Here is a 25,369-nt window from a genome sequence, read left to right on the forward strand (position 1 = left end):
TCCAGCCTGGAATGGAGATTGCACGATAAAGCTGTACATCATACAAAATACCCCATGCCTTGGTCATTCGGCAAGAGGTATTTGTGTTCGCTCAGCGTTTGTCGGTTGGTTTCGATTTGTCCGCCTTGCTCATATATTCATCGTATCGATCATCCAGTTCCCGTGCCATGCTGCGGTATTTACGCGTCTCCTCCACAATAGGGTCGATATGAGTTTGAATCCGCACCTCATATTTAGGAGTGAGCCGTTCGCGTTTTTTGGCCTCATTCTCACGAATTTCGCCTTCCGTCAGCAATTCACTGAGCTCGCGCTCCAAATCCTCGGATTGGCCCATCATCCTTCCTCCTTCAGCGATAAGCGATATAGGTGTATTATAACCCGGTTGCGTCTGCTTCTTTCAGCACTTGAATGAGTTGAGAATGAATAGCCGTATTGGTCGCTGCAATATGTCGCACACTCAGGTCATAAGGTCTACCGAGCGTATCTGTGACCGTTCCGCCCGATTCCTGCACCAGCAAAGCGCCCGCTGCCACATCCCAAGCATTCAGACCGATTTCACAGTAAGCTGTAAGCCGTCCTGAAGCCACGTAGGCCAAATGCAATGCTGCCGAGCCAAGCGCCCGGATACCTCTCACCTGAGGTGTAAGTGCCTGTGTAATCTTCATATTTAGCGGCTGTGCAAAAGTGCGGTCCGGCGGGAAGCCGATGCACACCAGACTATCTCCCAGTGTTTCTTCTCTGGATGCTCTCATCGGATTGCCATGCACATACGCGCCCTTACCTTTTTCAGCCACAAACATTTCGTCGCGGGACGGATCATAAATGACACCGACAATCACCTCTCCACGGTGGGCCAAGGCGATAGATACACTGTAGTACGGCAGGCTGTGTACAAAATTGGTAGTGCCGTCTACCGGATCAATAATCCACAAATATTCCTCTTCACGAGCAGCCTCCAACGCACGGGCAGAAGCCTCAGCCCCCGGCTCTACACTCTCTTCGCCCAGAATGGCATGGTCGGGAAAATGGGTAAGAATCAGTCTGCGGATCATTTGCTCCGCACCTTTATCCACTTCGGTCACAAGGTCCGTCGAAGACTGCTTGGTGCTTAACTGCTCAACGGTACCCAGTCTGCTTTTGATCCATTCCCCGGCTTTGGATGCTGCGTTAATGGCCACAGCGGTATAGCTTTTTCCTGATACGATATAGGGAACCTTTTCGTTTTCATGTTCATTCAACGTGTTCACTCTACTTTCTATATCATTGTTACGTGGTTTACGAAGCTGCATTACAGTACAGTTTCTTAACCATCTCTATTAAAGGTACACATGCTAGTTTACACATTCTAGTATACACAATAAGCTTCATAAAGTTTCTCTAAATGGGAGCATTATCCGCGGAACACTATTCTTTAAGGCGTAATTTCTACCGAAGCCCCATCCAGCACCTTCACTCCGTCACCTTCACGTGCACGCAGTTCGTCCATCAGTCTGAACAACGCTTCATCCTTGCGTTTGGCTTCAAGCATGACATCAATCTGATTCGTATATCTGGCAATGTTGCGCAAAAAAGTAAGCAGTGGCTCCACCTGGACACCGTCCGCATGACCGCGGGGGTCCTTTTCACTTTTGGGACTGGATGCATGGATTTTTGGGGGTAGTGGATCATCGGGAGAAGAACCCGTTTGAGCCAATTCCCCTTTCCATGTATCCAAAATGCCGGGCCACAGCTCCCACGACTTCTCGCCCTCGTTATTTACCCATTGATGATGAATGTCGAGAACCATCGGCAGCCCCGTCCGCTTGCACGCTTCCAGCGTTTCCATCGCATTAAACGTTTTATCATCATTTTCCAGCGTCATTCGTTCCCTTAACGAAAGCTCCAGCGCACCCACTTGCTCTACAAAACGCTGACTCGACGTCACCTTGTCTCCATACGCGCCGCCGATATGAATGTTGTTCTTGGCATCCGCACCAAGTCCCATCGCCTCCAGCATCGCTTTATGATGCTTGAGATCGTTAATGGAGCTTTGCAGCACTTCCGGGCGGGGAGTGCTCAGCACTGTAAAATGATCCGGGTGAAACGATACCCTCATCCCGTTCGCTTTGACAACATTCCCGACCTCTGCAAAATCAGCGGCAAGCGCCTGAAAAGGGTCCCAGTCACGCAAATCCTGATGAGTCGCCAGCGGAATCAGCTTGGATGAAAAACGGTACACCTTGATATCGCTCGCCCGATTATGACGCAGCAGCCGCAGTGTATTATGCAGATTTTCGGCTGCAATCCGCTCCAGCTTGCGAATCGCGGCCTCTCGATCTCCAATTTTGTTAAAGCTGGCGAGCGTCATCGTTTTGGAGGGCGACGCATTTTGTACGGTGACTGACATGGCTACATAGCCGAACCTTACTATCATAGGGTGTCCTTCCTTTCAACAGATCGCAGTAGATGGCGAGGCCACTTTCGTTCTGTGACCTCAAACCCTTTTCTACTGAATCATACCCGGAAAAGCCCCCTCTGATTCGGCGTTAATCTGTCCTTCACCTGTCTATTGCGCTCCAAAAAACATTTCATCCGCCAAGGCGGTCTGAATTCTTGCTTCCTCTTCATTCAGCTTGCGAATGAGGATCATTTCAACCTCGGTCACTTCGTCGCCCTGAAAATTGATTTCGGCAATACAGCCGACAATCTGCACGATGGCAACTGCCACATTGTCCGCACTGTAAGCGATGACCTTCTGGCCTGTCGGGAACACACGCAGTCCGGATTTAACCATTTTACCGCGTCCGTATTCCAGCAGTTCGTACAATTCCTGTTCGCTCTTGAATTTGCACACCGAGTTAAATTCCGTTTGAAAGCCCATGTTTAGCCGCCACCTTTCGTGATTAAGGATTTGCAAATCCTGATTGTAAACCGTGTATATGAACAAAAAGGGGAGTGATCAGCTCCCCCTGGTTCGTTTTATGAGTTCTCATAGTGCAACGCAGACCTGCGTTCATAACGCTCCAGTGCGAGCGCAATCATGCGGTCCAGCAAGCTTTGATAGGATACGCCCGTTTCTCTCCACAGCAATGGATACATACTGAACGGCGTAAAGCCCGGCATCGTGTTTATTTCATTAATAAGAATATGTCCGTCCGAACGTCTGACGAAGAAATCGGCTCGGGAAATCCCGCAGCCCTCCAGAGCGCGGAATGCCTGCAATGCAGCTTCACGGATACGATCCGCCACTTCCTCGTCGAGCGGTGCCGGAATGAGCATTTCTGATTGGCCGTCCGTGTATTTGGCAGCATAGTCGTAATAGTCACTGGACGATACAATTTCCCCCGGTACGGAAGCAATCGGCTCGTCGTTGCCAAGTACGCTGACCTCGACCTCGCGGGCATCGACATACTCCTCCACAATGACCTTCAGATCAAATTGCAGAGCCAGCTCGACTGCTTTTTCCAGCTCTTCCCGGTTATTGGCTTTGGAAATGCCGACACTTGATCCCAGATTCGCCGGTTTGACGAAGCACGGGTACCCTAACTCGGTTTCCATGTGGCGCACCAAATCATGACTCGTTTGTGACCACTGTGTACTGTTAAAATAACAGTATTTCACTTGCGGCAATCCTGCATGCTCAAACAGCTTCTTCATGACGCCTTTGTCCATCCCTGCGGCAGAAGCCAGCACACCTGCACCGACATAAGGCATATCTGCCATTTCGAACAAGCCCTGAATCGTTCCGTCCTCACCAAAGGTGCCGTGCAGCAGCGGGAACAGCACATCCAGCGTCTGCTCTCCGTACAGCTTACCAAACAACGTATCTAATGCCGCCTTCGTACCGCTCTCTGCGCGCTCCAGCTTCAATTGATCTACGGAAGCCAAAGGTGCGTCAAGCAGCGACCCTCTGCGCCAATCGCCAGCCTTCGTAATATAAAAAGGAATAATCTCGTATTTCTCATAATCAAAAGCGTTCAGTACCGCATACGCCGTTTGCAGCGAAACCTCATGTTCGCCCGATTTGCCGCCGTACACCAGCCCTACGGTCAATTTTTGTTTTGCCATGCCTATCCTCCGCTTTCCTGCTTTCGTCATTGTGCCTGATTTGCGTCACTGTACCTGTTATAAACATTTCATTTAAAAATAGTCGGCGATATGATAAAAGCGATACACCGTGTTGTCCGTCCACGCATACGAATTTTTGTAGTCCCAATAACGGTGCCTGGAGCTTACCGTATGCGCATTGACAAGCGGCATTCCGCCCGCATCAAAGGCCGTTACCACCGTGCTGTGCTGAAAGATGCCGTCACCATCCCAATCATAAAAAATGACGTCTCCCAGCATTAGCTGCTCCGGACGACTCACCTGCTCGGCGGTCAACCCCCACGAGCTGGAGCCCAAATACCGCTCCAGACTGTTGGAAACTGCCCAACTGTAGCTCCACAGCTCACGTCCGGCGACCCGTCCTTTGTACCACCAGCCCGATTCTCTTTTACCAGTATAGTGGATCGGTGCTCCCCCTGCAAAGAGGCATTGCGAGATATAATTGGTGCAATCCACATCAAAACCTTCAAACTCCGGGTTGAAGCTATCCCACCACTGATCCGCATAGGCTGCCGCCTCTTCCCGGCGATATCGGCTGGGGCGTGCTGATGAGCCAAAGCCCAGTACACCTTGATTCAGCAGCGGCAGATTCCCTCCCTGATTAAACGAAGCCTGTTCAAAAGGAACCTCTCCCCCCGCTGGCTTTCGTTCTGCAGGATCACGCTCGATTCTTGCCACCTGCCAGGCTTCACCCTCGCGCGTGAACGTCAGACGTTCCCGTTCAATACGATCCTCCCGGTGGGTCATTCCGCCTTTTTCATAAAAGAGCCGGACATGCAGTTGTACATCCACTACAGCCTCTTCCGGCGTATCCTGCACAATTCGCAGCGGCTTGGCGCGTGTTTCGCTACGTAATGGAACGGCGTTCCGCTCGTTATACCACTGTTCCAATCTGGCCGTACGGGCTGCACGCTCCATCCGCTGACCTACCTCCAGATATTCATCCGGCTGTGGAGCGCTGTTCACCTCACTCCGGTTATATTGGTTCACATAAGCAAAAAGGGCCTGCTTCCATTCCCGCTCCCCCATCCCTGTCCCTCCATTTCCGTCCCGCCATCCCTGTTTGGGAATAGCCGGGATACTGAATAACTTTCTTACTTCCCTCTATAGCCTGATATGGCTCTCTATCTATAAGTATGAATCTCTAAAGCTTGGTATGAACACGGAAACACAAGAAAGAGGAACGTTTTATTTTCCAGGCTTCGGTGTACAAATTAGGCCAAAAAAACTTTACGTAATCGATTGAAAACGGTATACTTAATACAGAAACAATATTTTGAAATTAGGTTTCATCTAATGAAACTAATTAAAATCATCTTCTCCTCTATTATGAAAATAACGGTTATCCATAGGTTAATCGGTTATTCTTCAAATCAGCCATGCTGCTTTCATGAGAGCGCAACCAAATTAAACCAACTGTGCAAGACGTCGAAAAAACGACATCCCTATTTTTCCCAAGCATCCACTTCAAGGAGGTAATACTTATGCCAGGAAAAGATCAATTCTCCATTGCCCGCAGTCTCGAAGTTAACGGCAAGCCTTACCGTTATTACAGTCTCAAGGCACTGGAGGAACAAGGAAAAAGCGGTATCGCCAAGCTGCCTTTCTCCATTAAAGTGTTGCTGGAAGCCGCTGTGCGCCAATTCGATGGACGCGCAATAACTGAGGAGCATGTGCAACAGCTTACAGGCTGGGCTGAGGATCGTGACACCAACAAGGAAATTCCGTTCATCCCTGCACGCATCGTACTTCAGGATTTCACCGGTGTTCCGGTGGTTGTCGATTTGGCAGCCATGCGCGATACTGTGAAAAAAGCGGGCGGCGATCCGAAACAAATCAACCCGCTCGTACCCGTCGATCTCGTTATCGACCACTCGGTTATGGTCGATGCCTTCGGTACCAGTGAAGCGCTGGACTATAATATTAATGTAGAATTTGAGCGTAACGAGGAACGTTACCGTTTTCTGCGCTGGGCGCAAACGGCGTTCAACAACTTCCGTGCAGTGCCACCGTCCACCGGTATCGTCCATCAGGTCAATCTGGAGTATCTCGCATCCGTGGCCGCCACCAAAACCATTGACGGCGAAACCGTCGTCTTCCCGGATTCCCTCGTCGGAACGGATTCCCATACGACGATGATTAACGGCCTGGGTGTTGTAGGCTGGGGCGTCGGCGGGATTGAAGCAGAGGCGGGTATGCTGGGGCAACCGCTGTATTTTGTCACTCCCGATGTTATCGGCTTCAAGCTGACAGGCAGTCTGACGGAAGGCTCTACCGCCACCGATCTGGCACTCACTGTAACCCAAATGCTGCGTAAAAAAGGCGTAGTCGGCAAATTCGTGGAATTTTACGGACCCGGCCTGGCTAACATCAGCTTGGCTGACCGTGCAACGGTTGCCAATATGGCACCGGAATACGGCGCAACGGTTGGCTTCTTCCCGGTCGATGCGGAAACGCTGGCCTACCTGCGCAGCACCGGACGTTCTGATGAGCAAGTGGGTCTTGTAGAGGAATATTACAAAGCGCAAGGCATGTTCCGCACATCCGATACGCCGGACCCTGTGTTCAGTGATACGATTGAGCTGGATCTGGCTTCGGTTGTACCAAGTCTCGCGGGTCCCAAACGTCCGCAAGACCGTGTTGAACTTAGCCGCATGAAGGAAACCTTTGAAGGCATTATCCGTACCCCTGTGGACAAAGGCGGCTACGGACTGAGTGATGAAAAGATCGCGCAGAAGATTCCGCTGACCCACCCGGACGGCTCCACCAGCGAGCTGGGCACTGGCGCAGTCGTGATTGCGGCTATCACAAGCTGCACAAACACTTCCAACCCTAGCGTTATGCTGGGCGCAGGCTTGCTCGCCAAAAAGGCAGTACAACGCGGGCTCAAAAAGCCGGGCTATGTGAAAACCAGCTTGACGCCGGGCTCCCTTGTCGTGACGGAATACCTGCAAAAAGCAGGGCTGATCGGTCCGCTGGAAGCACTCGGCTTCCATGTGGCTGGCTATGGCTGCGCGACCTGCATCGGTAACTCCGGTCCGCTTCCTGACGAAGTTAGTCAGGCCATCACAGACAATGATCTGACGGTTGGTGCGGTCATTTCCGGTAACCGGAACTTTGAGGGCCGCGTGCATGCGCAAGTCAAAGCCAACTATCTCGGCTCACCGCCACTGGTTGTTGCTTATGCGCTGGCAGGTACGGTGAACATTGATTTGGTGAATGATCCGCTCGGTTACGATCAGGACAATCAGCCAGTCTACCTGAAAGACATCTGGCCAACTTCCGAGGAAATTAAGGAAGCGATCAGCCTGTCTCTCAGCCCGGATATGTTCCGTCGTAAATATGAGAATGTATTTACTGCCAATGAAAAATGGAACTCCATTCCGGTTCCTGAAGGCGAACTGTATGAATGGGATGAAAAATCAACTTATATTCAAAATCCACCATTCTTTGAAAAACTTCAGGATGGCGTGCAGGATATCAAGGAAATCCGTAATGCCCGTGTGCTTGCCCTGTTGAATGATTCGGTCACTACGGACCATATCTCACCAGCAGGCAACATCGCCCCTTCCAGCCCGGCAGGACTGTACTTGAAGGAGCATGGCGTGGAACGCAAGGACTTCAACTCCTACGGCTCCCGTCGCGGTAACCACGAGGTCATGATGCGCGGTACATTCGCCAACATTCGTATCCGCAACAACGTAGCTCCCGGCACTGAGGGCGGCGTGACCAAATACTTGCCGACGGATGAGGAAATGTCCATCTACGATGCATCTATGAAATATCAGGCAGCCGATCAAAACCTGATCGTTATTGCCGGCAAGGAATACGGCACAGGCAGCTCCCGTGACTGGGCAGCGAAGGGTACGCTTCTGCTGGGTGTCAAAGCCGTCATTGCAGAAAGCTTCGAGCGGATTCACCGCAGTAACCTGGTCGGCATGGGCGTGCTTCCACTGCAATTCCAGGAAGGCTACGGCTGGTCCAGCCTGGGTCTGAACGGTCGTGAAACGTTTGACATTCTTGGCATCGACAATGACGTGAAGCCGGGTCAAGAGCTTACCGTTGTAGCCAAACGCGAGGATGGCACGAAGTTCGAGTTCCCGGTAACTGCCCGTCTGGACAGCACCGTCGATATCGACTACTACCACAACGGTGGTATTCTGCAAACCGTATTGCGTCAAATGATCGCAGACTAAGTTTTTGAACGTCAAATGTGAAGAACCCCCGATTGCAGCTCTATCTGCGAATCGGGGGTATTTTTTATCTATATAAAACAAAAAAGCCGATCCCTCAGGACCGACTTCCAACCATGTTACCCTATAACCTTCGTACTCGCCAATTACTTCGAAATATCCAAAAAGCCTTCCCCGAACACGTCCCGCACGTCATGAATGGTGATAAACGCCGCTGTGTCGATAGCCTTCACAATCTTTTTAAGCGCAGACACCTCTTGCTTGCTTATGACGATATACAGAACTTCCTTCGGATTTTTCGTGTAGTACCCGTGGCCTGACAGGACTGTAACTCCCCGATCCATTTGGGTAATGACCATCTCGGCAATTTTGTTTTGATGCTCCGAAATGATCATGACCGCTTTTTTCGGGTTCAGACCCTCGATCATAAAATCCATAACCTTCGTACCGACATACAAAATAACGATAGTCAGCATAAGCTTTTCCGGGCCAATAATAAAATAGGACGAAAACGCAACAATCAGATCAAAAAACAGCAAGCCATAGCTGATGTTCCAATCCAGATATTTGTTGGCGATCCGGGCCAAAATGACCGTTCCCGCCGTTGTTCCGCCTACCCGCACGATCAAACCAATCCCGATACCCACCAAAACCCCGGCAAATACGGCGTTAATCGTCGGCTCATGCGAATCAATCCGCCAGTTGGCCGTTAAATGTAAAAACAACGAGTTAAAGGCGACCGCAATTACGGTGTACAGGGTCGTTCTCTTGTCCAAAAATTTATATCCGACAATCAGCAGCAAGCCATTGATCACCAGATTGACGATCGAAGGGGACCACTGAAACAGGTAGTACAAAATAATCGTGACCCCTGTAACGCCCCCCTCGCCAAACTCATTCGGGATAACAAACAGATTAACAGCCAGCGCGAAAAAAAACGCACCCAGAATAATAAATGCGATGTCTGCAATACTTTTTTTCATATATGTTCTGGTCCTTTCTCAAACATTTCAACGGATGAATCGCCAGATGGATTGGCTGATTCTAGTAGCTAAAACACGCTTACAACCAGTTCATGGTATCCACTCCCAAACATAAAGTCAATACAACTTTGACACTTTAATTCGCCACCAGACTGACTTCATATTGACTTATATAAGGGTATTCGACAGAAAAACACAATCCCGACTACTAAACTAAGAAAACGGGCCTCTGGCCCTTGTTTTGGACCTAGGCACATTTTCCCTCAAAATGACCATCCGCCTAATCCAAATTTTGGACACGCATGACCATTTTCCTGTTTTATGTCAAAAAAGTTTTAATTTGAAAAAATGCGTTTATAATGATTGAAACATTACCAAGCAGTCTACCCGGTATTACGACATCAAGTACATACGAATAGTCCTATACAGACGTCCTAAGCAACTCAATCTGAATTTGATAAAATGGAATTGGAGGAACAACCCACATGAATACAATGAATTTAACTGTACACACCTTGATGCCTTTCCATCACCAATACCAACGTGCCAACGCGGTGAGTATGCAGAAGAAAGAAGACAGCTCGGAGAAGAAGCTCAGCTTTCAGGACATTTTGAATGAGAAAATGGGTAAAAAATAAAGCCGCCGTTTATCCGGCTGCATGATCTCGCTTTACATAAGCTAAAAAGCCGTGGCTTCCTACATCATCTGTAGAGAACCACGGCTTTTGTTATTCATACGTTCATAAGTTTAAGGATTTACTGCCCGGCATCCCGATACTGCTCTGCCTTCTCACGCATCCCGGCGGCTACCGCTTCTTCGGTATTCAGCCCCTTATCCGCCGCATAGGCGCGTATGTCCTGCGTGATACGCATACTGCAAAACTTGGGACCGCACATCGAGCAAAAGTGTGCTTCCTTGGCTCCCTCTGCTGGCAGCGTCTCATCATGGTAGGACAAGGCCCGCTCAGGGTCGAGCGAAAGATTGAACTGGTCACGCCAGCGGAATTCAAAGCGTGCCTTGGACAAAGCATCGTCCCGCTGCTGCGCCCGTGGATGGCCTTTCGCCAGATCGGCAGCATGTGCCGCAATTTTGTACGTAATAACACCTTCACGAACGTCATCCTTGTTTGGCAGACCCAAATGCTCCTTCGGCGTAACATAGCACAGCATGGACGTCCCGAACCAACCAATCATCGCTGCCCCGATCGCCGAGGTAATATGATCATAGCCAGGTGCAATATCCGTCGTGAGCGGTCCCAGTGTATAAAAGGGAGCTTCCTTGCAAATCTCCATTTGTAGGTCCACATTCTCCTTAATTTTGTGCATCGGGACATGTCCCGGCCCTTCAATCATAACCTGAACATCATGCTTCCAGGCAATTTGCGTTAACTCGCCCAACGTATCCAGCTCAGCAAACTGTGCTTCATCATTCGCATCATAGATACTGCCTGGACGCAGACCGTCTCCGAGGGAAAAGGCCACATCGTAGGCTTTCATAATTTCGCATATTTCTTCAAAATGCGTGTACAAAAAGTTCTCCCGATGGTGCGCAAGACACCAAGCCGCCATGATCGACCCTCCACGGGACACAATTCCCGTCATTCTGCTTGCCGTCATCGGAATATACCGCAGCAGCACGCCCGCATGAATGGTGAAATAGTCCACGCCCTGCTCCGCCTGCTCAATCAGCGTATCACGATACATCTCCCATGTTAGCGCCTCTGCTTCGCCGTTCACCTTTTCAAGCGCCTGATACAGCGGTACAGTCCCAATCGGCACAGGGGAGTTACGGATGATCCATTCACGCGTCGTATGGATGTTACGGCCTGTGGACAGGTCCATGACCGTATCCGAGCCCCAGCGTACAGCCCAGGTCATTTTCTCCACTTCCTCCTCGATGGAGGACGTAACCGCAGAATTACCAATGTTCGCATTAATCTTCACGTGAAAATGACGACCAATCACCATCGGCTCACTTTCCGGGTGATTGATATTTGAAGGCAAAATAGCTCGTCCTGCCGCCAACTCCTGCCGCACAAACTCAGGCTCCACCCCTTCGCGGATGGCCGCAAATTCCATTTCGGGCGTAATGATCCCTTGCCGCGCATAATGCATTTGCGTTACACTACGCCCTTGCCGCGCACGGAGCGGAAGGCTGGTGACGCCGGGAAATTCAGCCGTCTCCCGTTTGGAGCCGGGCTTCAACCCGTTATCCTCCGGCTTGACGGCGCGCCCCTCGTAAACCTCCACATCACCCCGTTCCAGTGCCCAGGCTCGCCGTAATGGAGGCAAGCCCTTACGGATATCAACCTGATAGGCTTCATCGGTCATGGGACCGCTCGTATCATACACACGCAACGGCTCATGATGCTCCGTGCCCTGCGGCGTATGTGTGGGATGCAGGGCGATTTCACGCTCTGGTACGGCAATGTCCGGCCGCGAGCCTTGAATATATACCTTGCGGCTCCCCGGAAAGGGCTTCACTCCTCCTGTCTGTTCATCCACTGCGTTCCCTGCTGTTCCTTCTGTTTCTGTCGGTTTCATTGTCCATTCCTCCCGTTTCGATGAAATGACACACCGATCCGGAACCATCCCCAGGCTGGCTATCTATGCAAAAAAGCCGGTTCCCCAGGGAACCGGCTAATCTAACGAAACAGCTATGCAGACGGCTACGCACGCGGAATCATACTCCGATGCATTGCCATAGACAGCGGCTACGTATACATTTCAATGGCCGATTACTTCCCTACGCTGGTATGATCCAGATCAGGTGCAAAGGGTCCGGAATCTAATGCAATTCCATCTCAGCCCGGTATTACAGGCTCCCCCAGTAACTGTGATAATTCTATTCGCATGAGGCGGCTATAATTGACAACCGCCATCCCCATCAGATTACTTCAAATTTACGGCTTTGGCAACCCTTCTCTGGTCCCTTTTCCCAAGATCTCCTGCATCATTCACTTAGATTGCCCCGTTCCTCTCAATCCTTGCTACGGAAGCATAAGCCCCATTTCCTTTGCCGCCTCGATCAAAATCGGTGCAAAATCATGCAGCGTCTCGGGCGCTAATCGGCTGACCGGGCCGGATACAGACAAGGCCGCAGCGACCTGTCCCTTCCGATTCACGATAGGCGTAGCCACAGCAGCAGCACCCGGCTCCCGCTCCTCATAGCTGGTCGCGTAGCCCTTCTCACGAATATCCTGCAATTGAGCCTTATAGACCTCCGGGTCTACCGAGGGCGGCCATTCATCCCCGGTTAGAAGTGCTTCCAGCTCCTGCGGCGGCATAAAGGCCGCCAATACCTTGCTGGAGGCTCCTACAGCCAGCGGCATGCGCGCACCCACTGGCGCAACGCGACGGATCGCCTGATTGCTCTGCACGGCCTGAATGCGGATACGCATGCCACCATCGCGCAGGTATAAGCTGACCGTTTCGCCCAGACGGTCACGCAATCCTTCCATCGCTGGCTGTAACAGTATCGCCGGCTCGTCGCTTTGCGACAGATGGGTGGACAGCTCCCATATCCGGATGCCGAGCCGATATTTTTCCGTTGCCGCATTCCGAACGACAAAACCCCGATCCTCCAACGTGGTCAGCAGGCGATGGACGGTACTTTTATGTAAACCAATTTTGGAAGCAATCTCTGTCAGGCCCAGATCGGAATCTCCGGTAAAACACATCAATATATCAAGCGCACGCTCCACGGCGCGAACGGTTAATTTACGGTCTTCCATTGTGAACCGCTCCTCTTTGCTCCATATTCGTTTCACACCATGAAACATGGTTACATAAATTATATAGAATAGTCGCGGCTACTGTAAACCAATGTTTTTGTGACAGCCATATTACAGAACGAGAACAAACATCGACAATTCTTTGCATCATTTTTACTTTTCCGGTTCAGACGTTGACTTTGGATAATACGCATCATACGATAATAGGTATCCATACGGACATAAACTATCATTTTCAAGTGGAATTGTACCTAGAATTCTATGAAACGAAGTTCATTTTTATATAAAGGAGGCTCTTACATGATTTCGACATCCCAGCGCAGCTCTCAGCTACAGCATGCTGTCCAGGAGCCGTCCACCCCACTGATCAATCCCCGGCTGCTGCGGTTCAAGCATGTTGTCATTGCCTTGCTGCTGTCGGTCGTATTTTTTCTGTTGTTTTGCTTTATTGCCCTGCACGCCTATATCGCATGGGTACTGACGAATCCAACCGTCGCGCCACTATACTCGAACCCGATGCAGGCCAAAGGCATGCCCTACGAGGAAGTCAGCTTCCCCGCCAAGGACGGTAGCCGGATGGTGCAGGGCTGGTATATCCCGGCAGATCAATCGAAGAAAACGATTATTTTCAGCCACGGTTATGGGGCCAACCGCGAAGAAAGCTGGATTCCGATGTATGATCTGGCGCATTATGCCCACCGTTTGAATTTTAACGTTGTCATGTTCGATTACGGATTCGCATCACAAAATAGCAAAGCCGTCGCAACCGGAGGCAAAGCGGAATCCCAGCAACTTCTCGGGGCCATCCAGCTTGCAAAGCAACGCGGCTCCTCGGAGATTATCGTATGGGGCTTCTCGATGGGGGCAGGAACCGCTCTTCAGGCGGGCTTGCAAACCAAGGATGTGGACGCCATGATTTTGGACAGCACCTTCCTGCTGGAGCCGGATACGCTGTACCATAACATTCATAATCAAATTGATTTGCCGCGCCATCCGTCTCTGGAAATTCTGGAGCTGCTGTTTCCAGTCTTGAACGGAACCAGCTTGCATCAGATTCCATATCAGGAGGTCAAAGCGGAAAACTATCCGTTCCCGATCATGTTCGTACATGGGACGCAGGATGAAAAGGCTCCTTACCCGATTGCGGAAAAGCTCGCTGCCAATCAAACCAACCCGCTTTCCAGTGTGTGGATTGTCAAAAACGGTCTGCATGAGCTTATTTTCAGAGAGCATCCACGTGAGTATTTGCGGCGGGTATCGACGTTTTTAAGCGGTGTACAAGAGTTGGAGGACAAGAAAACGATCGCTAATGCCAGTAAACAAACGACTACGCAGTAATGGTTCTATTTTAGTAGCCATATTCCTTTCAACCTGGAGAAGCCCGTCTGTGGACACTTAACCCGTGCCGCAGCGTGGCTTCTTTTTTGCATCCAACTATGTATCCATTGCCCCACATTACATATCGCGCCGGAGCCGGGGAGTTTGTAGACATATTCCCGATGACACGGCGAATATACTGGGTACGTATGCATCCGGGTCGGATTTCTGGACCAGCCCGGATAGCCATAGCGGGTTACGGGAGGTAAAAACGATGCTGAGTACTTACGGGTCTTTCCTGCCCTTACGTGTGCTGGAGGAAATCCGGCATTGGAAGCAGCAGGAAAGCTGGCATGTGGAAGTGATTAAGTCCGCTACAGAGGGTCTGGAGCCTGCTTACGTGCGGCTGCTGGATGACTGGAGGACGGTATTCGAACAGACGGAACGCACCGCTGTAGAGCTGCTTGAAGAGCAGCGCAGTGCCCTCGATCCGGCAGATCAGGCGTGGTATCGTCAATGGGAGCGGACGTCGGCTGCTGCACAAGCACAAGCAGGGCAATCGGGGCAGTCTAGGGAATTGGGGTCAGGATCGGCACCAGAAGAGCTACAATCGACTGAGGCAACGGCAGGAGTGACATCAGATTCACAGCCTGTCTCACAAGAGCTGAATCGTCGTCTGGACGAATTGCTGCAAACCGCAAACCGCCAGTCACAGGAGTATGTACGGCAGCTCAGTCTGCTGACCGAGCACAGCCATGCGTTACGACAGCAGCCTAAATCCACCGGAATTGTGCTGCATGCGGCACATGAGAGCCAGTATTTCCTAATCTCGACCACCCCCTTTCAGGAGCCTGGCTCCATTGCACGGGCCACTGCGTTGTATCATATGGCGGCAGAGGGTGAGGATTACCCCGAGGATGCGCTGCGAGAGCGGCAGACAGGGCAGACAGGCGGCACGAGGTGGGAAGGACCATGGGCGAACAAAGCCAAAGGCGTCCAGTCAAGCCAGACAGAGCCTTCGGCTATGGAAAAAAACTCACCCGGCCAACCTGTTCCCATAGGGGGACATCGTTTGCCACCGCTCCCATATCCCTATAATGCGCTTGAACCGTACATTGATGAGAAAACGATGCGTATCCACCATGACAAGCATCATCTAAGCTATGTGAATGATCTAAACAAAGCGGAGAAAAAGCTGGAAGAGGCCCGGAAAACGGGTGATTTTGACCTTGTGAAGCATTGGGAACGCGAGCTGGCGTTTAACGGTGCAGGCCATTATCTGCACACTCTTTTTTGGACGATTATGAGTCCGCAAGGCGGTGGAACACCAAGCGGGCCGCTGGCGGAGCAGATCAAAAAAGACTTTGGCAGCTATGAGGCATTCAAGAAGCAATTCAGCTCAGCAGCCGAGAAGGTCGAGGGCGGCGGCTGGGCTATCCTGACGTGGAGTCCACGTGCAGGACGACTTGAAATTTTGCAGGCCGAAAAGCACCAGAACCTGACTCAATGGGAGTCCATTCCGCTACTGGCGATTGATGTGTGGGAGCATGCCTATTACTTAAAGCATCAGAACGAGCGCAACAAATACATTGAGGACTGGTGGCATGTCGTCAACTGGCCTGAGGTCGAAAAACGCTACACCCAAGCCTCGAAGCTGAGATGGCAGCCGTTCTAAACCAAGACTCATCTGTACCAAGAATATGCTTTCCACTACACCTGTGAATCGTATCGCTCTCTGAGCGATGCCATTTGCTCCGTCAGTCCTTGCGGCTGTATCAGTGAGCCATCGGCAGGCAAAATCGCCGCCCGACTTTCGACTACACGGCGCAGCGATGCCGTATACGCCTCAACAGACGGTACCCCGGCCAGCTCCCTCAGGCTGCCCATCGTTCCCGGATTCACCTGCGGATAATCCGGCTTCGGCACGCCCGTCGGCGCAGCTCCGGCTGCCTCCGCATAGAACCGCTGCACCGCCTGTGCGCGCTCCGCGCCACTGCCCTCAATCATCACAAAAGCCGTGATGATATAGGCCTTGGCCTGCCGCCGCTGCGCAATGCCGCAAAACTTGCGGCCTCGGACGCTGACATCGTAATCGCCGGGACAGAAGGACCCGGCGATTTCCCCGGTCTGCGCCTCGGCGGACCACGGGGCCAGCGCATCGGCAATCAGCCCCGCCATAAGCCGAAAATCTTCATGCAGGCTGATTGCCCGCTGCGGATTCGGCAGGATCAGGGACAGGTTCAATACCCCCCTGTCCAGCATGACGGCCGCTCCGCCCGAGGGACGCACGCATACCGAGGTTCCCGCATTCCGCACACGCTCCATCGCCTGCGGCGCGTACGGAAGCCTGCGGTCCCGGTGGCCGATCACCAGCGCAGCCGGGTGCCGCCATAGATGCAAAACAGGCGCAGCTCCTTGCCCTACTTGCCGACAGGCCAGTTCCTCCCACGCCAGTGGAGACAAAACATTCGTCTGTGTAGTTGCGAGTGGCGCTTCAAACCATTGCAGATCAGGCAAAACCGTTGTTTTGGCTGCTGACATATGTACATTCTTCATACGTTATCCCCTATCTTAAAAATAACTGTTATCCATAGGCTAATCGTAATTTTCAAGGCAACTATGCTGCTATCTTTTCATTTCATCCTTCTTCACAGCAGCTATCCCGTCGTCTCTATTTCTAATGTTAGCAAAAAAGGGTGGCTACGCCTATGCGTAAACCACCCTTTTTTATTCATCCCATCATCGTCACGCCTGTTCGGTTAATCCTTGAGCAGCGAGAGGAACTCTGCACGCTGCGCAGCATCATCACGAAACGTTCCGCGTACCGCAGAAGTTACCGTTTTGCTGCCAGGCTTTTTGACGCCCCTTGAACACATGCACAAGTGCTCGCCTTCCACGACCACCATAACCCCGTGAGCGGAGACCGCTTCATTCAAAATATCTGCGATCTGTGCCGTAATGCGCTCCTGCACCTGCAATCTGCGCGTTACAGCCTCAACCAAACGGGCAAGCTTGCTTAGTCCTACAATTTTGCCGCTGGGTACATAACCGATATGCACTTTTCCGAAGAAAGGAGCCATATGGTGCTCACACTGGCTGTAATAAACGATGTCCTTCACGATCACAAGCTCCTCGTGATTTTCGTCGAAGGTTACACCCAGCGCATCCCGGGGATCAACCTCATAACCTGCGAATATCTCCTCATACATGCGCGCTACGCGTGCCGGTGTTTCCAGCAAGCCTTCACGCTTGGGGTCCTCACCGATCAGTTGTAGAATTTGTTCCACATGGTACTCGATTTTATCCCGGTTATCCGCAGCTTTGCGGTTAATATAATCTTTTACGCCAGCCACAGTAATCCTCCTCTGTGCAACCTCATGCGGCATCCGTGCTTATGTTGCTCATTATTTCCGACGGCCCTGATTTTTACGCGGACCTGGCTGATTTTTGGAGAACTGCTGGTTCTTCATCATCTGCTGGGCCTTCTGCATTTGCTTCCCATTCAGGTTGTAACCCATCTGTTTGGCCATTTTTTGCAGCGTATCAGGATCGTTTTGCATCTTTTCAAGCTGTTTGCGAAGATAATAAGCACCGATGAAAAATCCCCCGACCAAACCAACAATCAGGGTAATGATCGGAATGACAATATTCCACACCACGAAGTCGTCACCTCTGTATATTTATATGAAACCTCTTGAATTATACACGAACCTATCATAGCAAAACATGGGACAGCTAGCAAATCACAATTTGCAAACGTATGTCCTCATTGCTTCTCCAAATCCAGCAGCTTCATCTTGTTCGGCAGGCCGCCGGCATACCCAACCAAGCTTCCGTTTTCACCCGATACCCGATGACATGGAAACAGGATGGGTAATGGATTTTTGTTATTTGCTTCCCCGACAGCACGTACCGCCTTTGCTCGGCCGATCGCTTCTGCAATATCTTTGTAAGACACACTTTGCCCGTACGGAATATTTTGCAGTGCACGCCATACCTGTTCTTGAAAAGGAGTCCCTCTCAAATCATAGGCTATACTAAATTCCCGTCGTTCTCCCGCAAAATATTCACGCAGTTGATCTGCGGCTTCGCGCAGTTTTTCCGGCTCCTGCACATAGACATATTCCCCTATCCATGTCCGGGCCCATTGCTGAAGCAGTGCTTCCCTCGCATGAAAAACGCCATAGTCTATTCGGCACAGCCCCCGATCCGTAGCACACAGCGTCAAAGTGCCCACAGGTGTCTCCATTTCATTAAAATAAATCGTAGTTGGACCCTGCGAGTCCTCGATCATTAATTCAGAATCCTTTTGCTGTTCAGCCTGTTCTCGTTCCTCAAGTTTGGAATGCGCCTGCGCGACCATTTCGCGTACTTGCTCATGTTGTTCCTTCTCAGATGCTTGCTTGATCGCTGTCATTGCGTGTTTTCCTCCAATTCGGCTCAAAGCCCATGCTGCCGTACCCCGAAGCTCAGGACGCGGATCATCCAACAGAACCTCCGTCAGCTTGGGCACGGCGCTAATATCCTTGAAATTGCCGAGCGCAATAACCGCATTGCGCTGAATCGGCTTCTTTCCTCGCCAGGCTGCCGCACTTTGACCAAATCTCTCTTTGAATTCACGATTGCTCAAATCCAGTAACGGCAGCAGCAATGGCTTCACAATCTCGGGATCAGGTGTAAGCTCAGGATGATGATCCCAGTTGAGGCCCCGATTTTTGGGGCATACGATTTGGCAGGTATCACATCCGTACAACCGATTCCCGATTTTCAGCATAAATTCCTCATCCAGAAAACCTTTCGTTTGCGTCAAAAAAGACACACACCGCTGGGCATTAAGCTGCCCCGGTCCGACAAGCGCCCCCGTAGGGCACGAATCCAGGCATTTCGTACACTCCCCGCAACCGTCCGTCACTGGCTCATCCGGCTGAAAAGGGATATTCGTCAGCAGCTCACCAAGATAAATCCATGATCCCAGTGTTGGTGAAATCATCATCGTGTTTTTGCCGCTAAAGCCAATACCCGCCCGTTCCGCTACGGCCCGGTCCGACAGCTCTCCGGTATCCACCATGTTTTTCATAATCGCGTCCGTTACCCGTTCACCTATAAAAGCCTCCAGCTTTTCCATCGCCTCGCGCAGCACCAAGTGGTAGTCCTTACCCCAAGCGGAACGCGCCAAAATGCCACGGTACTTGCCTTTGTCCGACTTCGGCGGGTCCTTCATTTTGGAAGGATAAGCCACCGCAATGGCAATCAGGGATGCAGGCTGCGAACCGTACAATTCCGGGTAGATCCGTTTATCAATGTCCGGCTCCTCAAAACCGGATTCATAGCCTTTGGCGCGATGCTCTTCCAATATTGCTTTCAGAGACAGAAAGGGATCGGCGGATGCGAACCCGATGGAGTCGATGCCCAGCCCCGGAGCCGCTTCGATAATCTCCTGCTTGAGCGATGCCCAAGTCAAAGCGGTTCCAGCAGCCGTTGGTGTCTGTCCGCGTTGCATCCGATACTCACCTCTCTTTCATATCACTTATATGAGGATTTCTGTAAAATCCCCATATCTCAAATTTCAACAGAATATAGCAGCAGATGCTACCGTAAATTTTTAACAGCGCTGGTCGCCAAGAAATCACAATGATTGTTCAACTCGTTGTCACTGTGACCTTTGACCTTCACATACTCAACCTCATGCTTGCTCATCAGTTCCCACAGTTCTTCCCATAACTCCTTGTTTTCAACTGGCTGATTTTTACTGTTACGCCAGCCGTTACGAAGCCAGTTCTTAATCCAGCCCTGTTTGAAGCAGTTTACAACATAGGCCGAGTCACTGTGTACCTTTACATGGCAAGGCTCCTTGAGCAGCTTGAGCGCTTCGATCACGGCCTTGATCTCCATGCGATTGTTTGTCGTCATTTTTTCGGCCCCGGACAACTCCTTGCGATGCTCTCCATATAGTAAAACGACGCCCCAGCCCCCAGGACCGGGATTTCCCGAACAAGCGCCGTCGGTATATACCATCACTTCTTTCATATTTCTCTTCCCTTCCTGATCGGTCACCGCCTGCCCCGTCATGGTCCTGACGATTTGCACACGTTCCCCATTAATTTTCAGCATACAGACTATGGCTGCTCTACAGCCACTTCCACTCGGATAACGGCCAAAATACAAGCTCCGCACGCCCCAGCAAATCCTGAGATTTAATGCTGCCAAAATATCGGCTGTCCTTGCTGCCCGCGGCGTGTCGGTTATCGCCCATGACAAAAAAGTGCCCCGGCTCCACTGTAAAAGGACCGTAATCACCGTCCTCAATCCCGGAGTCGGTGTAAGGCTCGTTTTGCAGCTTGCCGTTCACATATAGATGATTATGCCCAACCCGGATTACATCCCCCGGAGTGCCTATGACTCTTTTCACTAAAAATCTCGGACTGGACGGCTTGGAGTCGGGATCTTGTAATATCACGATATCACCCCTGCCCGGATCATGAAAATTGTAAACCAGCTTGTTAACGAACAAATGCTGGCTTTCCATCAGCGTCGGCTGCATTGAATGTCCCCTGACCGTAGACAAATTAAACACGAACAGGTTCAGCAGCAGCAAGACGGTCATCGCGATCAGAAGAGTCACCAACCAATCGCGTATGTAACTCCAACGACCTACAGGTTTGGACGTTTCCGGCGAAGGAAGCGGGCCTGACGAAGGAGCCAGTGTGTCCATAATAAACCTCCTCAACCCTGTTATAAATAGAAAAGCATATCCCGTACCCGATTGCAACGGTTACTCAGATATGCTCTAAATGTAAATATTATACTTTATGTTATTCAATTCTCTTTATTTCGATTCTCGATTAATGAGGCGCCAAAATACTCAGCTTCTGAAAAGCCTGTAGAATCTGGCTTGCTCCATAGCCCATCGCTTCGTACAAAGGCATGGCCGCACTGTTATGCTTGTCCCCTGCTACCCAAATACGGCTAACCTTACGTTGCTGAAAACGCTGCTCCATGGATTCCACAAGCGATTTGCCGATTCCCATCCGACGACGATCCGGGTGAATAGCGATACGATAGTAACACCCATCATTCTGATCGATCGTGCCAATCAAAGCACCAACGATCTCTCCCTCTTCTTCTGCAACGATGATCAAACCGGAATCCCACGAAAGCTGACGGGCAAACGCACTCACCGTCTCTTTGTAGCACTCCTCTGACAAGGCAATTTGCATGAGTTCCGTTACTGAGTTCACATCACTTAATTGAAAGGAACGAACGTGCATAAGTAATATCTCCCTTTTCGTAAGCATAATAAAAAAATTGAGACAGCACCGTCATTTTTACATAAATCCTTAAATTTCTTATCATGGTGTTAATCACAAGGCATTATGATAAAAATGCATACGATCTGCTATATATGAAATGAAGAACAGGAAAAGGGTGTATGCCCTCAAGTTCGTCATGTCATAGACATGACAGATTATAGCAGACGACAAAAAAACCGAAATTTCTGCTTCCTTGACCATTAAACCATACTTTTTGATGGAATACATCCCTTTTTCTCATGTAAGCGCTGTATATGGAGCGTTTACATTTTAAAGTTCACAATTTACCTCTTATTACCTATGTATTGTGTATTCCAATCGGGTTTTTGGACATGCTAGCTACCAGGCCGTATTGCCCAGTTTGCTATTTTACAAACAAAAATGTTGATAAAATAGGCTGAATGCGGTTTAATATAACTGACGAGGGTATTATTACATAGGAACAACTTACCCAACCATATAATCAGGAGGGATTTACTATGGCATTTCAATTACCAGAACTTCCTTACGCGAAAGACGCACTGGAGCCGCACATTGACGCGCTCACAGTAGAAATTCACCATGATCGTCACCATAACACATACGTAACAAACCTGAACGCAGCTCTGGAAAACGCTCCTGAACTGCAAAGTAAAAGTCTGGAGGATCTCATCTCCAATCTGGACAGCGTTCCTGAAAGCATCCGCACTGCGGTTCGCAATAACGGTGGCGGACACCACAACCACAGCCTGTTCTGGGAAGTTATCGGCCCGAACGGCGGCGGACAACCAACTGGTGCCATTGCTGAAGCAATCAGCAACGAGCTGGGCGGCTATGACAAATTCAAAGAAGACTTCACTAAAGCAGCTACAACACGCTTTGGTAGCGGCTGGGCTTGGCTGGTTGTCGGCAAAGACGGCAAACTGGCAATCACTAGCACGCCAAACCAGGATAGCCCGCTGTCCGAAGGTCTGACTCCGGTACTCGGACTGGACGTTTGGGAGCATGCTTACTACTTGAAATATCAAAACAAACGCCCGGATTACATTGCAGCATTCTACAATGTTATCAACTGGGATGAAGTGAACAAACGTTACGCGGCTGCGAAGAAATAAGCCAGTAACAACATCTCTATCCTATAATAAAGGGCTGTCTCAAAAGTAGATTTTTTCTACGAGTGAGACAGCCCTTTTCAATTTAAATTGGTGCACAAAAGATTCTGTCCATTTGAGCCCTACTGGAGCCGCCAGAGTGAAGCTGAAAAAGGTTTGAAGATCACCTCCCGGACGGCAGGATTGTGATTTATGCCTGGGGCGAGGTGATGCGCCATGTCATTGCTCACCAAATCCACCATATTGAGCAGTTGTCCATATGGTCCCGGGAGCTCGGCAAGTCTCCGGTTTCGGCCAATGTAATCGGCAAAGGGCTGATTGAGAGTGATCTTGGTGTCGATTAGCTTTAACGGCTTAAACGTATATCCATGTGAACACAGGGCCGTCCTCAGTAGTTTTTAACTGCTGAGGACGGCCTCTTTTACTTTCTGGATATGTTTCGTATTACGTAAGAACTGCTTGCCGCTGCACACTCATCTGATACTGCTTAGGCGTAACGCCATACTTCTTTTTAAAAAGTCCAATAAAATAGGAAACACTCTCATAATTCAAATCAAAAGCGACTTCCGTCACGTTTCGGTGCTGGAGCCATTGCTTGGCGAGCTGCATTTTTTGATTCGTTATATAGTCAAGCGGGGTTAATCCTGTTATTTTTTTAAACTGATTCGTGAAATTCGCATGTGACATATTATAGTTATCCGCCAAATCCTTCACATGCCTAATGCCAGGCAACTGCTCCTGAATATCCCGGATCGCTCGAAACACAGGATGCCGATGGTTCGTAAGCAGATTCTGCTCAAGCACCTGCATCTGTAGCAGATGATAGGCCATTTCCTGAGCGCTCAGATCAATCAGGAAATTTTTTCTTTCGGCGGGATGTGCCATATATTGCTTGATCCGCTCCATCGATGCGGTAAGTGAATCCGCCTTTTCGTCCAGCTCGCAGCGAACCACCAAATGGGTCGAGCAACTCTCCGGGATCTGAAATTCCTCCTCTACCACGTTCCTTAACCGTTCCATCAACTGATCGCTTAATTCAAAGACCAGTGCCTTGGTGTGTTCTTTGATTTTCATTTCAACGCTGGACTGTGGAGGAAGCAGGATAATCTCCTGAGAATCGTATTCAAAATGCTCCGTTTCATTAATTTTGACTTCTTTCCTCCCCTCCAAAATCGTACACAGCTTCGGGCATTCATATGAAGCATATTTCTCGTAATAATTTTCTGGAAGATCATAATACAAAATTCTGATCAGATCGGTTTCATATCCATATTGCAGTTCGCTATAACGATTAAAGTCGCCTAAAGTCTTGGAATGTTCCATCCGTTTCACCCTTTTAAAAATCACGATATTTTATAATAAAATGCGTTAGTTCCCGCCAATATAGGGCAGTATGATAAGGATATAGGGATGGTTGCAAGATCCTTTAATTCCATCATTATACCTTGATTTACCTCAAAATAATAACAAAGGTGGATGCATATTTATGACGGGAACTTCCAAATTCATGATGCCGGGTATGAGTCTTATGGGCTCAGGCGCACTGGCGGATGCAGGTACAGAAATCAGAAAATTGGGCTTTAAAAATGCATTGATCGTAACCGATAAGCCTTTAGTTGATATTGGGATTGTGAAAAAAGTAACAACCATGTTGGACAGTCATAACGTAAAATCCGTCGTATACAGCGGCACGCAGCCGAATCCCACGGTTTCCAATGTCAACGAGGGCTTGGCGCTGCTGAAACAATCCGGGTGTGATTTTATTATTTCGCTCGGAGGCGGGTCACCGCATGACTGTGCCAAGGGAATCGCGCTTTTGGCCTCCAACGGCGGACAGATCGGCGACTACGAAGGCGTGGATAAATCCGCGAAGCCTTCCTTCCCACTGATTGCCATTAACACCACGGCAGGAACAGCTAGTGAAATGACCATGTTTTGTATTATTACGGATGAAGAGCGTCATATCAAAATGGCGATTGTCGACAAGCACACGACACCACTCATTGCCGTCAATGATCCTGATCTGATGATGGCTATGCCCAAATCATTAACTGCCGCAACGGGGATGGATGCGCTCACTCACTCTATTGAAGCTTATGTTTCCACAAATGCCACACCGATCACAGATGCTTGCGCGCTTAAAGCAATTGAGCTGATTCGGGATCATCTGGTCAAAGCCGTCGATGACGGAAATGATGTGGAAGCCCGCAGCCAAATGGCCTACGCCGAGTTCCTCGCAGGGATGGCGTTCAATAACGCCGGATTAGGCTTTGTTCACGCCATGGCGCACCAACTGGGTGGCTTCTATAATCTACCGCACGGGGTCTGTAACGCCATTTTGCTGCCGCATGTAGAGCGCTATAATGCCAAGGCTTCCGCCAAACGACTCACCGACATTGCCCGTACACTTGGCGAAAAAACGGACGGTGTTACACCAGAACAAGGTGCCAACCTCGCCCTGCACGCTATCGAAAAACTGGCTAAACGGGTCAACATCCCTTCCGGGCTGGAAGAACTCGGCGTCAAACGCGAAGATTTCGCTGTTCTCGCCGCTAACGCACTCAAAGATGCCTGCGGTGCAACGAATCCGATTCAGCCTACGCAACAAGAAGTGATCGACATTTTTGAACAGGCGATGTAAATAAAGAATTAGCC

At 50.2% G+C, this 25,369-nt stretch carries 23 protein-coding genes, 1 pseudogene and 1 riboswitch; of the genes and pseudogenes, 7 read left to right on the top strand and 17 right to left on the bottom strand.

Going from position 1 to position 25,369, the window contains the following annotated elements; genetic code table 11:
- Positions 1-91: 91 nt before the first annotated feature.
- The 6 genes from ACQ4MX_RS10450 to ACQ4MX_RS10475 form a co-directional block, all read right to left on the bottom strand.
- Positions 92-334: a hypothetical protein gene (locus ACQ4MX_RS10450; protein WP_014279802.1), complete on the bottom strand. Its 243-nt coding sequence runs from the start codon at positions 332-334 to the stop codon at positions 92-94.
- A 37-nt stretch (positions 335-371) separates the two neighbouring features.
- Positions 372-1,238, bottom strand: coding sequence for an inositol monophosphatase family protein (locus ACQ4MX_RS10455; RefSeq protein WP_431090469.1), 867 nt, complete (start codon positions 1,236-1,238; stop codon positions 372-374).
- A gap of 173 nt (positions 1,239-1,411) precedes the next feature.
- On the bottom strand, positions 1,412-2,413 hold the full coding sequence (gene uvsE, locus ACQ4MX_RS10460) for a UV DNA damage repair endonuclease UvsE (protein WP_431090471.1): 1,002 nt from the start codon (positions 2,411-2,413) through the stop codon (positions 1,412-1,414).
- Between the two features lie 132 nt (positions 2,414-2,545).
- Positions 2,546-2,860 (bottom strand): hypothetical protein, encoded by a 315-nt coding sequence (locus ACQ4MX_RS10465; protein ID WP_025685344.1) that lies wholly within the window; start codon positions 2,858-2,860, stop codon positions 2,546-2,548.
- 98 nt (positions 2,861-2,958) lie between these two features.
- Complete coding sequence (locus ACQ4MX_RS10470) at positions 2,959-4,047, bottom strand: D-alanine--D-alanine ligase (protein WP_431090473.1); 1,089 nt, start codon at positions 4,045-4,047, stop codon at positions 2,959-2,961.
- A gap of 72 nt (positions 4,048-4,119) precedes the next feature.
- A complete protein-coding gene (locus ACQ4MX_RS10475; protein WP_431090475.1) occupies positions 4,120-5,115 on the bottom strand; it encodes an amidase domain-containing protein in 996 nt (331 codons plus the stop codon).
- Between the two features lie 455 nt (positions 5,116-5,570).
- Here ACQ4MX_RS10475 and acnA point away from each other — a divergent pair, with 455 nt between their 5' ends.
- A complete protein-coding gene (gene acnA / locus ACQ4MX_RS10480) occupies positions 5,571-8,282 on the top strand; it encodes an aconitate hydratase AcnA (protein ID WP_431090476.1) in 2,712 nt (903 codons plus the stop codon).
- A 143-nt stretch (positions 8,283-8,425) separates the two neighbouring features.
- On the opposite strand, the gene ACQ4MX_RS10485 is transcribed toward acnA, so the two are convergent.
- Positions 8,426-9,262: a YitT family protein gene (locus ACQ4MX_RS10485; protein WP_192512655.1), complete on the bottom strand. Its 837-nt coding sequence runs from the start codon at positions 9,260-9,262 to the stop codon at positions 8,426-8,428.
- Between the two features lie 485 nt (positions 9,263-9,747).
- Between ACQ4MX_RS10485 and ACQ4MX_RS10490 the strand changes: the two genes are divergently transcribed.
- Entirely contained in the window at positions 9,748-9,900 is a 153-nt protein-coding gene (locus ACQ4MX_RS10490; RefSeq protein ID WP_010348453.1) for a hypothetical protein, read from the top strand.
- Positions 9,901-10,018: 118 nt separating this feature from the next.
- On the opposite strand, the gene thiC is transcribed toward ACQ4MX_RS10490, so the two are convergent.
- Positions 10,019-11,806 (bottom strand): phosphomethylpyrimidine synthase ThiC, encoded by a 1,788-nt coding sequence (thiC, locus tag ACQ4MX_RS10495; RefSeq protein WP_431090477.1) that lies wholly within the window; start codon positions 11,804-11,806, stop codon positions 10,019-10,021.
- A gap of 182 nt (positions 11,807-11,988) precedes the next feature.
- A riboswitch (TPP riboswitch) is annotated at positions 11,989-12,101 on the bottom strand.
- Between the two features lie 151 nt (positions 12,102-12,252).
- Complete coding sequence (locus ACQ4MX_RS10500; RefSeq protein WP_431090478.1) at positions 12,253-12,996, bottom strand: IclR family transcriptional regulator; 744 nt, start codon at positions 12,994-12,996, stop codon at positions 12,253-12,255.
- Positions 12,997-13,296: 300 nt separating this feature from the next.
- Between ACQ4MX_RS10500 and ACQ4MX_RS10505 the strand changes: the two genes are divergently transcribed.
- Both ACQ4MX_RS10505 and ACQ4MX_RS10510 read left to right on the top strand, forming a co-directional pair.
- Entirely contained in the window at positions 13,297-14,334 is a 1,038-nt protein-coding gene (locus ACQ4MX_RS10505) for an alpha/beta hydrolase (RefSeq protein WP_431090479.1), read from the top strand.
- A gap of 253 nt (positions 14,335-14,587) precedes the next feature.
- Complete coding sequence (locus tag ACQ4MX_RS10510; RefSeq protein ID WP_431090480.1) at positions 14,588-15,988, top strand: Fe-Mn family superoxide dismutase; 1,401 nt, start codon at positions 14,588-14,590, stop codon at positions 15,986-15,988.
- Between the two features lie 35 nt (positions 15,989-16,023).
- Here ACQ4MX_RS10510 and ACQ4MX_RS10515 read toward each other — a convergent pair whose 3' ends face one another.
- From ACQ4MX_RS10515 to ACQ4MX_RS10545, 7 genes are all read right to left on the bottom strand, one after another.
- Positions 16,024-16,869 carry a lipoate--protein ligase family protein gene (locus ACQ4MX_RS10515; protein WP_431090481.1) on the bottom strand — a complete coding sequence of 282 codons (846 nt, stop codon included), beginning with the start codon at positions 16,867-16,869 and terminating at the stop codon, positions 16,024-16,026.
- A gap of 203 nt (positions 16,870-17,072) precedes the next feature.
- The gene (gene folE / locus ACQ4MX_RS10520) at positions 17,073-17,666 is read right to left on the bottom strand and encodes a GTP cyclohydrolase I FolE (RefSeq protein ID WP_014279779.1); all 594 of its coding nucleotides are present in this window, start codon (positions 17,664-17,666) and stop codon (positions 17,073-17,075) included.
- Positions 17,667-17,717: 51 nt separating this feature from the next.
- Positions 17,718-17,972 carry a YneF family protein gene (locus ACQ4MX_RS10525; RefSeq protein WP_025681920.1) on the bottom strand — a complete coding sequence of 85 codons (255 nt, stop codon included), beginning with the start codon at positions 17,970-17,972 and terminating at the stop codon, positions 17,718-17,720.
- A 107-nt stretch (positions 17,973-18,079) separates the two neighbouring features.
- Positions 18,080-19,813 carry a tRNA epoxyqueuosine(34) reductase QueG gene (gene queG / locus ACQ4MX_RS10530; protein WP_431090482.1) on the bottom strand — a complete coding sequence of 578 codons (1,734 nt, stop codon included), beginning with the start codon at positions 19,811-19,813 and terminating at the stop codon, positions 18,080-18,082.
- 89 nt (positions 19,814-19,902) lie between these two features.
- Positions 19,903-20,340, bottom strand: a complete 438-nt coding sequence (gene rnhA, locus ACQ4MX_RS10535) for a ribonuclease HI (RefSeq protein WP_025681918.1) — start codon at positions 20,338-20,340, stop codon at positions 19,903-19,905.
- Between the two features lie 100 nt (positions 20,341-20,440).
- Positions 20,441-21,025: a signal peptidase I gene (gene lepB, locus ACQ4MX_RS10540; protein ID WP_431090483.1), complete on the bottom strand. Its 585-nt coding sequence runs from the start codon at positions 21,023-21,025 to the stop codon at positions 20,441-20,443.
- A 130-nt stretch (positions 21,026-21,155) separates the two neighbouring features.
- Positions 21,156-21,581 (bottom strand): GNAT family N-acetyltransferase, encoded by a 426-nt coding sequence (locus tag ACQ4MX_RS10545; protein WP_023986994.1) that lies wholly within the window; start codon positions 21,579-21,581, stop codon positions 21,156-21,158.
- Between the two features lie 521 nt (positions 21,582-22,102).
- On the opposite strand from ACQ4MX_RS10545, the gene ACQ4MX_RS10550 reads away from it, so the two are divergent.
- Both ACQ4MX_RS10550 and ACQ4MX_RS10555 read left to right on the top strand, forming a co-directional pair.
- On the top strand, positions 22,103-22,717 hold the full coding sequence (locus ACQ4MX_RS10550; protein ID WP_025681915.1) for a superoxide dismutase: 615 nt from the start codon (positions 22,103-22,105) through the stop codon (positions 22,715-22,717).
- Positions 22,718-22,863: 146 nt separating this feature from the next.
- Positions 22,864-23,058, top strand: a pseudogene (locus ACQ4MX_RS10555) (DinB family protein); the annotation flags it as partial.
- A gap of 100 nt (positions 23,059-23,158) precedes the next feature.
- On the opposite strand, the gene ACQ4MX_RS10560 reads toward ACQ4MX_RS10555, so the two are convergent.
- Positions 23,159-24,037 carry a helix-turn-helix transcriptional regulator gene (locus ACQ4MX_RS10560; protein ID WP_431090484.1) on the bottom strand — a complete coding sequence of 293 codons (879 nt, stop codon included), beginning with the start codon at positions 24,035-24,037 and terminating at the stop codon, positions 23,159-23,161.
- 163 nt (positions 24,038-24,200) lie between these two features.
- On the opposite strand from ACQ4MX_RS10560, the gene yiaY reads away from it, so the two are divergent.
- Positions 24,201-25,355, top strand: a complete 1,155-nt coding sequence (gene yiaY, locus ACQ4MX_RS10565; protein WP_431090485.1) for an L-threonine dehydrogenase — start codon at positions 24,201-24,203, stop codon at positions 25,353-25,355.
- The last annotated feature ends 14 nt before the right edge of the window (positions 25,356-25,369 follow it).

This window comes from Paenibacillus sp. 8b26, from assembly GCF_050626875.1.
Classification (GTDB): Bacteria; Bacillota; Bacilli; order Paenibacillales; family Paenibacillaceae; genus Paenibacillus.

Coding starts and splice junctions, on each gene's coding strand:
- ACQ4MX_RS10450 (WP_014279802.1), bottom strand. CDS start 334: ATGGGCCAATCCGAGGATTTGGAGCGCGAGCTCAGTGAATTGCTGACG.
- uvsE (WP_431090471.1), bottom strand. CDS start 2,413: ATGATAGTAAGGTTCGGCTATGTAGCCATGTCAGTCACCGTACAAAAT.
- ACQ4MX_RS10465 (WP_025685344.1), bottom strand. CDS start 2,860: ATGGGCTTTCAAACGGAATTTAACTCGGTGTGCAAATTCAAGAGCGAA.
- ACQ4MX_RS10470 (WP_431090473.1), bottom strand. CDS start 4,047: ATGGCAAAACAAAAATTGACCGTAGGGCTGGTGTACGGCGGCAAATCG.
- ACQ4MX_RS10475 (WP_431090475.1), bottom strand. CDS start 5,115: ATGGGGGAGCGGGAATGGAAGCAGGCCCTTTTTGCTTATGTGAACCAA.
- acnA (WP_431090476.1), top strand. CDS start 5,571: ATGCCAGGAAAAGATCAATTCTCCATTGCCCGCAGTCTCGAAGTTAAC.
- ACQ4MX_RS10485 (WP_192512655.1), bottom strand. CDS start 9,262: ATGAAAAAAAGTATTGCAGACATCGCATTTATTATTCTGGGTGCGTTT.
- ACQ4MX_RS10490 (WP_010348453.1), top strand. CDS start 9,748: ATGAATACAATGAATTTAACTGTACACACCTTGATGCCTTTCCATCAC.
- thiC (WP_431090477.1), bottom strand. CDS start 11,806: ATGAAACCGACAGAAACAGAAGGAACAGCAGGGAACGCAGTGGATGAA.
- ACQ4MX_RS10500 (WP_431090478.1), bottom strand. CDS start 12,996: ATGGAAGACCGTAAATTAACCGTTCGCGCCGTGGAGCGTGCGCTTGAT.
- ACQ4MX_RS10505 (WP_431090479.1), top strand. CDS start 13,297: ATGATTTCGACATCCCAGCGCAGCTCTCAGCTACAGCATGCTGTCCAG.
- ACQ4MX_RS10510 (WP_431090480.1), top strand. CDS start 14,588: ATGCTGAGTACTTACGGGTCTTTCCTGCCCTTACGTGTGCTGGAGGAA.
- ACQ4MX_RS10515 (WP_431090481.1), bottom strand. CDS start 16,869: ATGAAGAATGTACATATGTCAGCAGCCAAAACAACGGTTTTGCCTGAT.
- queG (WP_431090482.1), bottom strand. CDS start 19,813: ATGCAACGCGGACAGACACCAACGGCTGCTGGAACCGCTTTGACTTGG.
- rnhA (WP_025681918.1), bottom strand. CDS start 20,340: ATGAAAGAAGTGATGGTATATACCGACGGCGCTTGTTCGGGAAATCCC.
- lepB (WP_431090483.1), bottom strand. CDS start 21,025: ATGGACACACTGGCTCCTTCGTCAGGCCCGCTTCCTTCGCCGGAAACG.
- ACQ4MX_RS10545 (WP_023986994.1), bottom strand. CDS start 21,581: ATGCACGTTCGTTCCTTTCAATTAAGTGATGTGAACTCAGTAACGGAA.
- ACQ4MX_RS10550 (WP_025681915.1), top strand. CDS start 22,103: ATGGCATTTCAATTACCAGAACTTCCTTACGCGAAAGACGCACTGGAG.
- ACQ4MX_RS10560 (WP_431090484.1), bottom strand. CDS start 24,037: ATGGAACATTCCAAGACTTTAGGCGACTTTAATCGTTATAGCGAACTG.
- yiaY (WP_431090485.1), top strand. CDS start 24,201: ATGACGGGAACTTCCAAATTCATGATGCCGGGTATGAGTCTTATGGGC.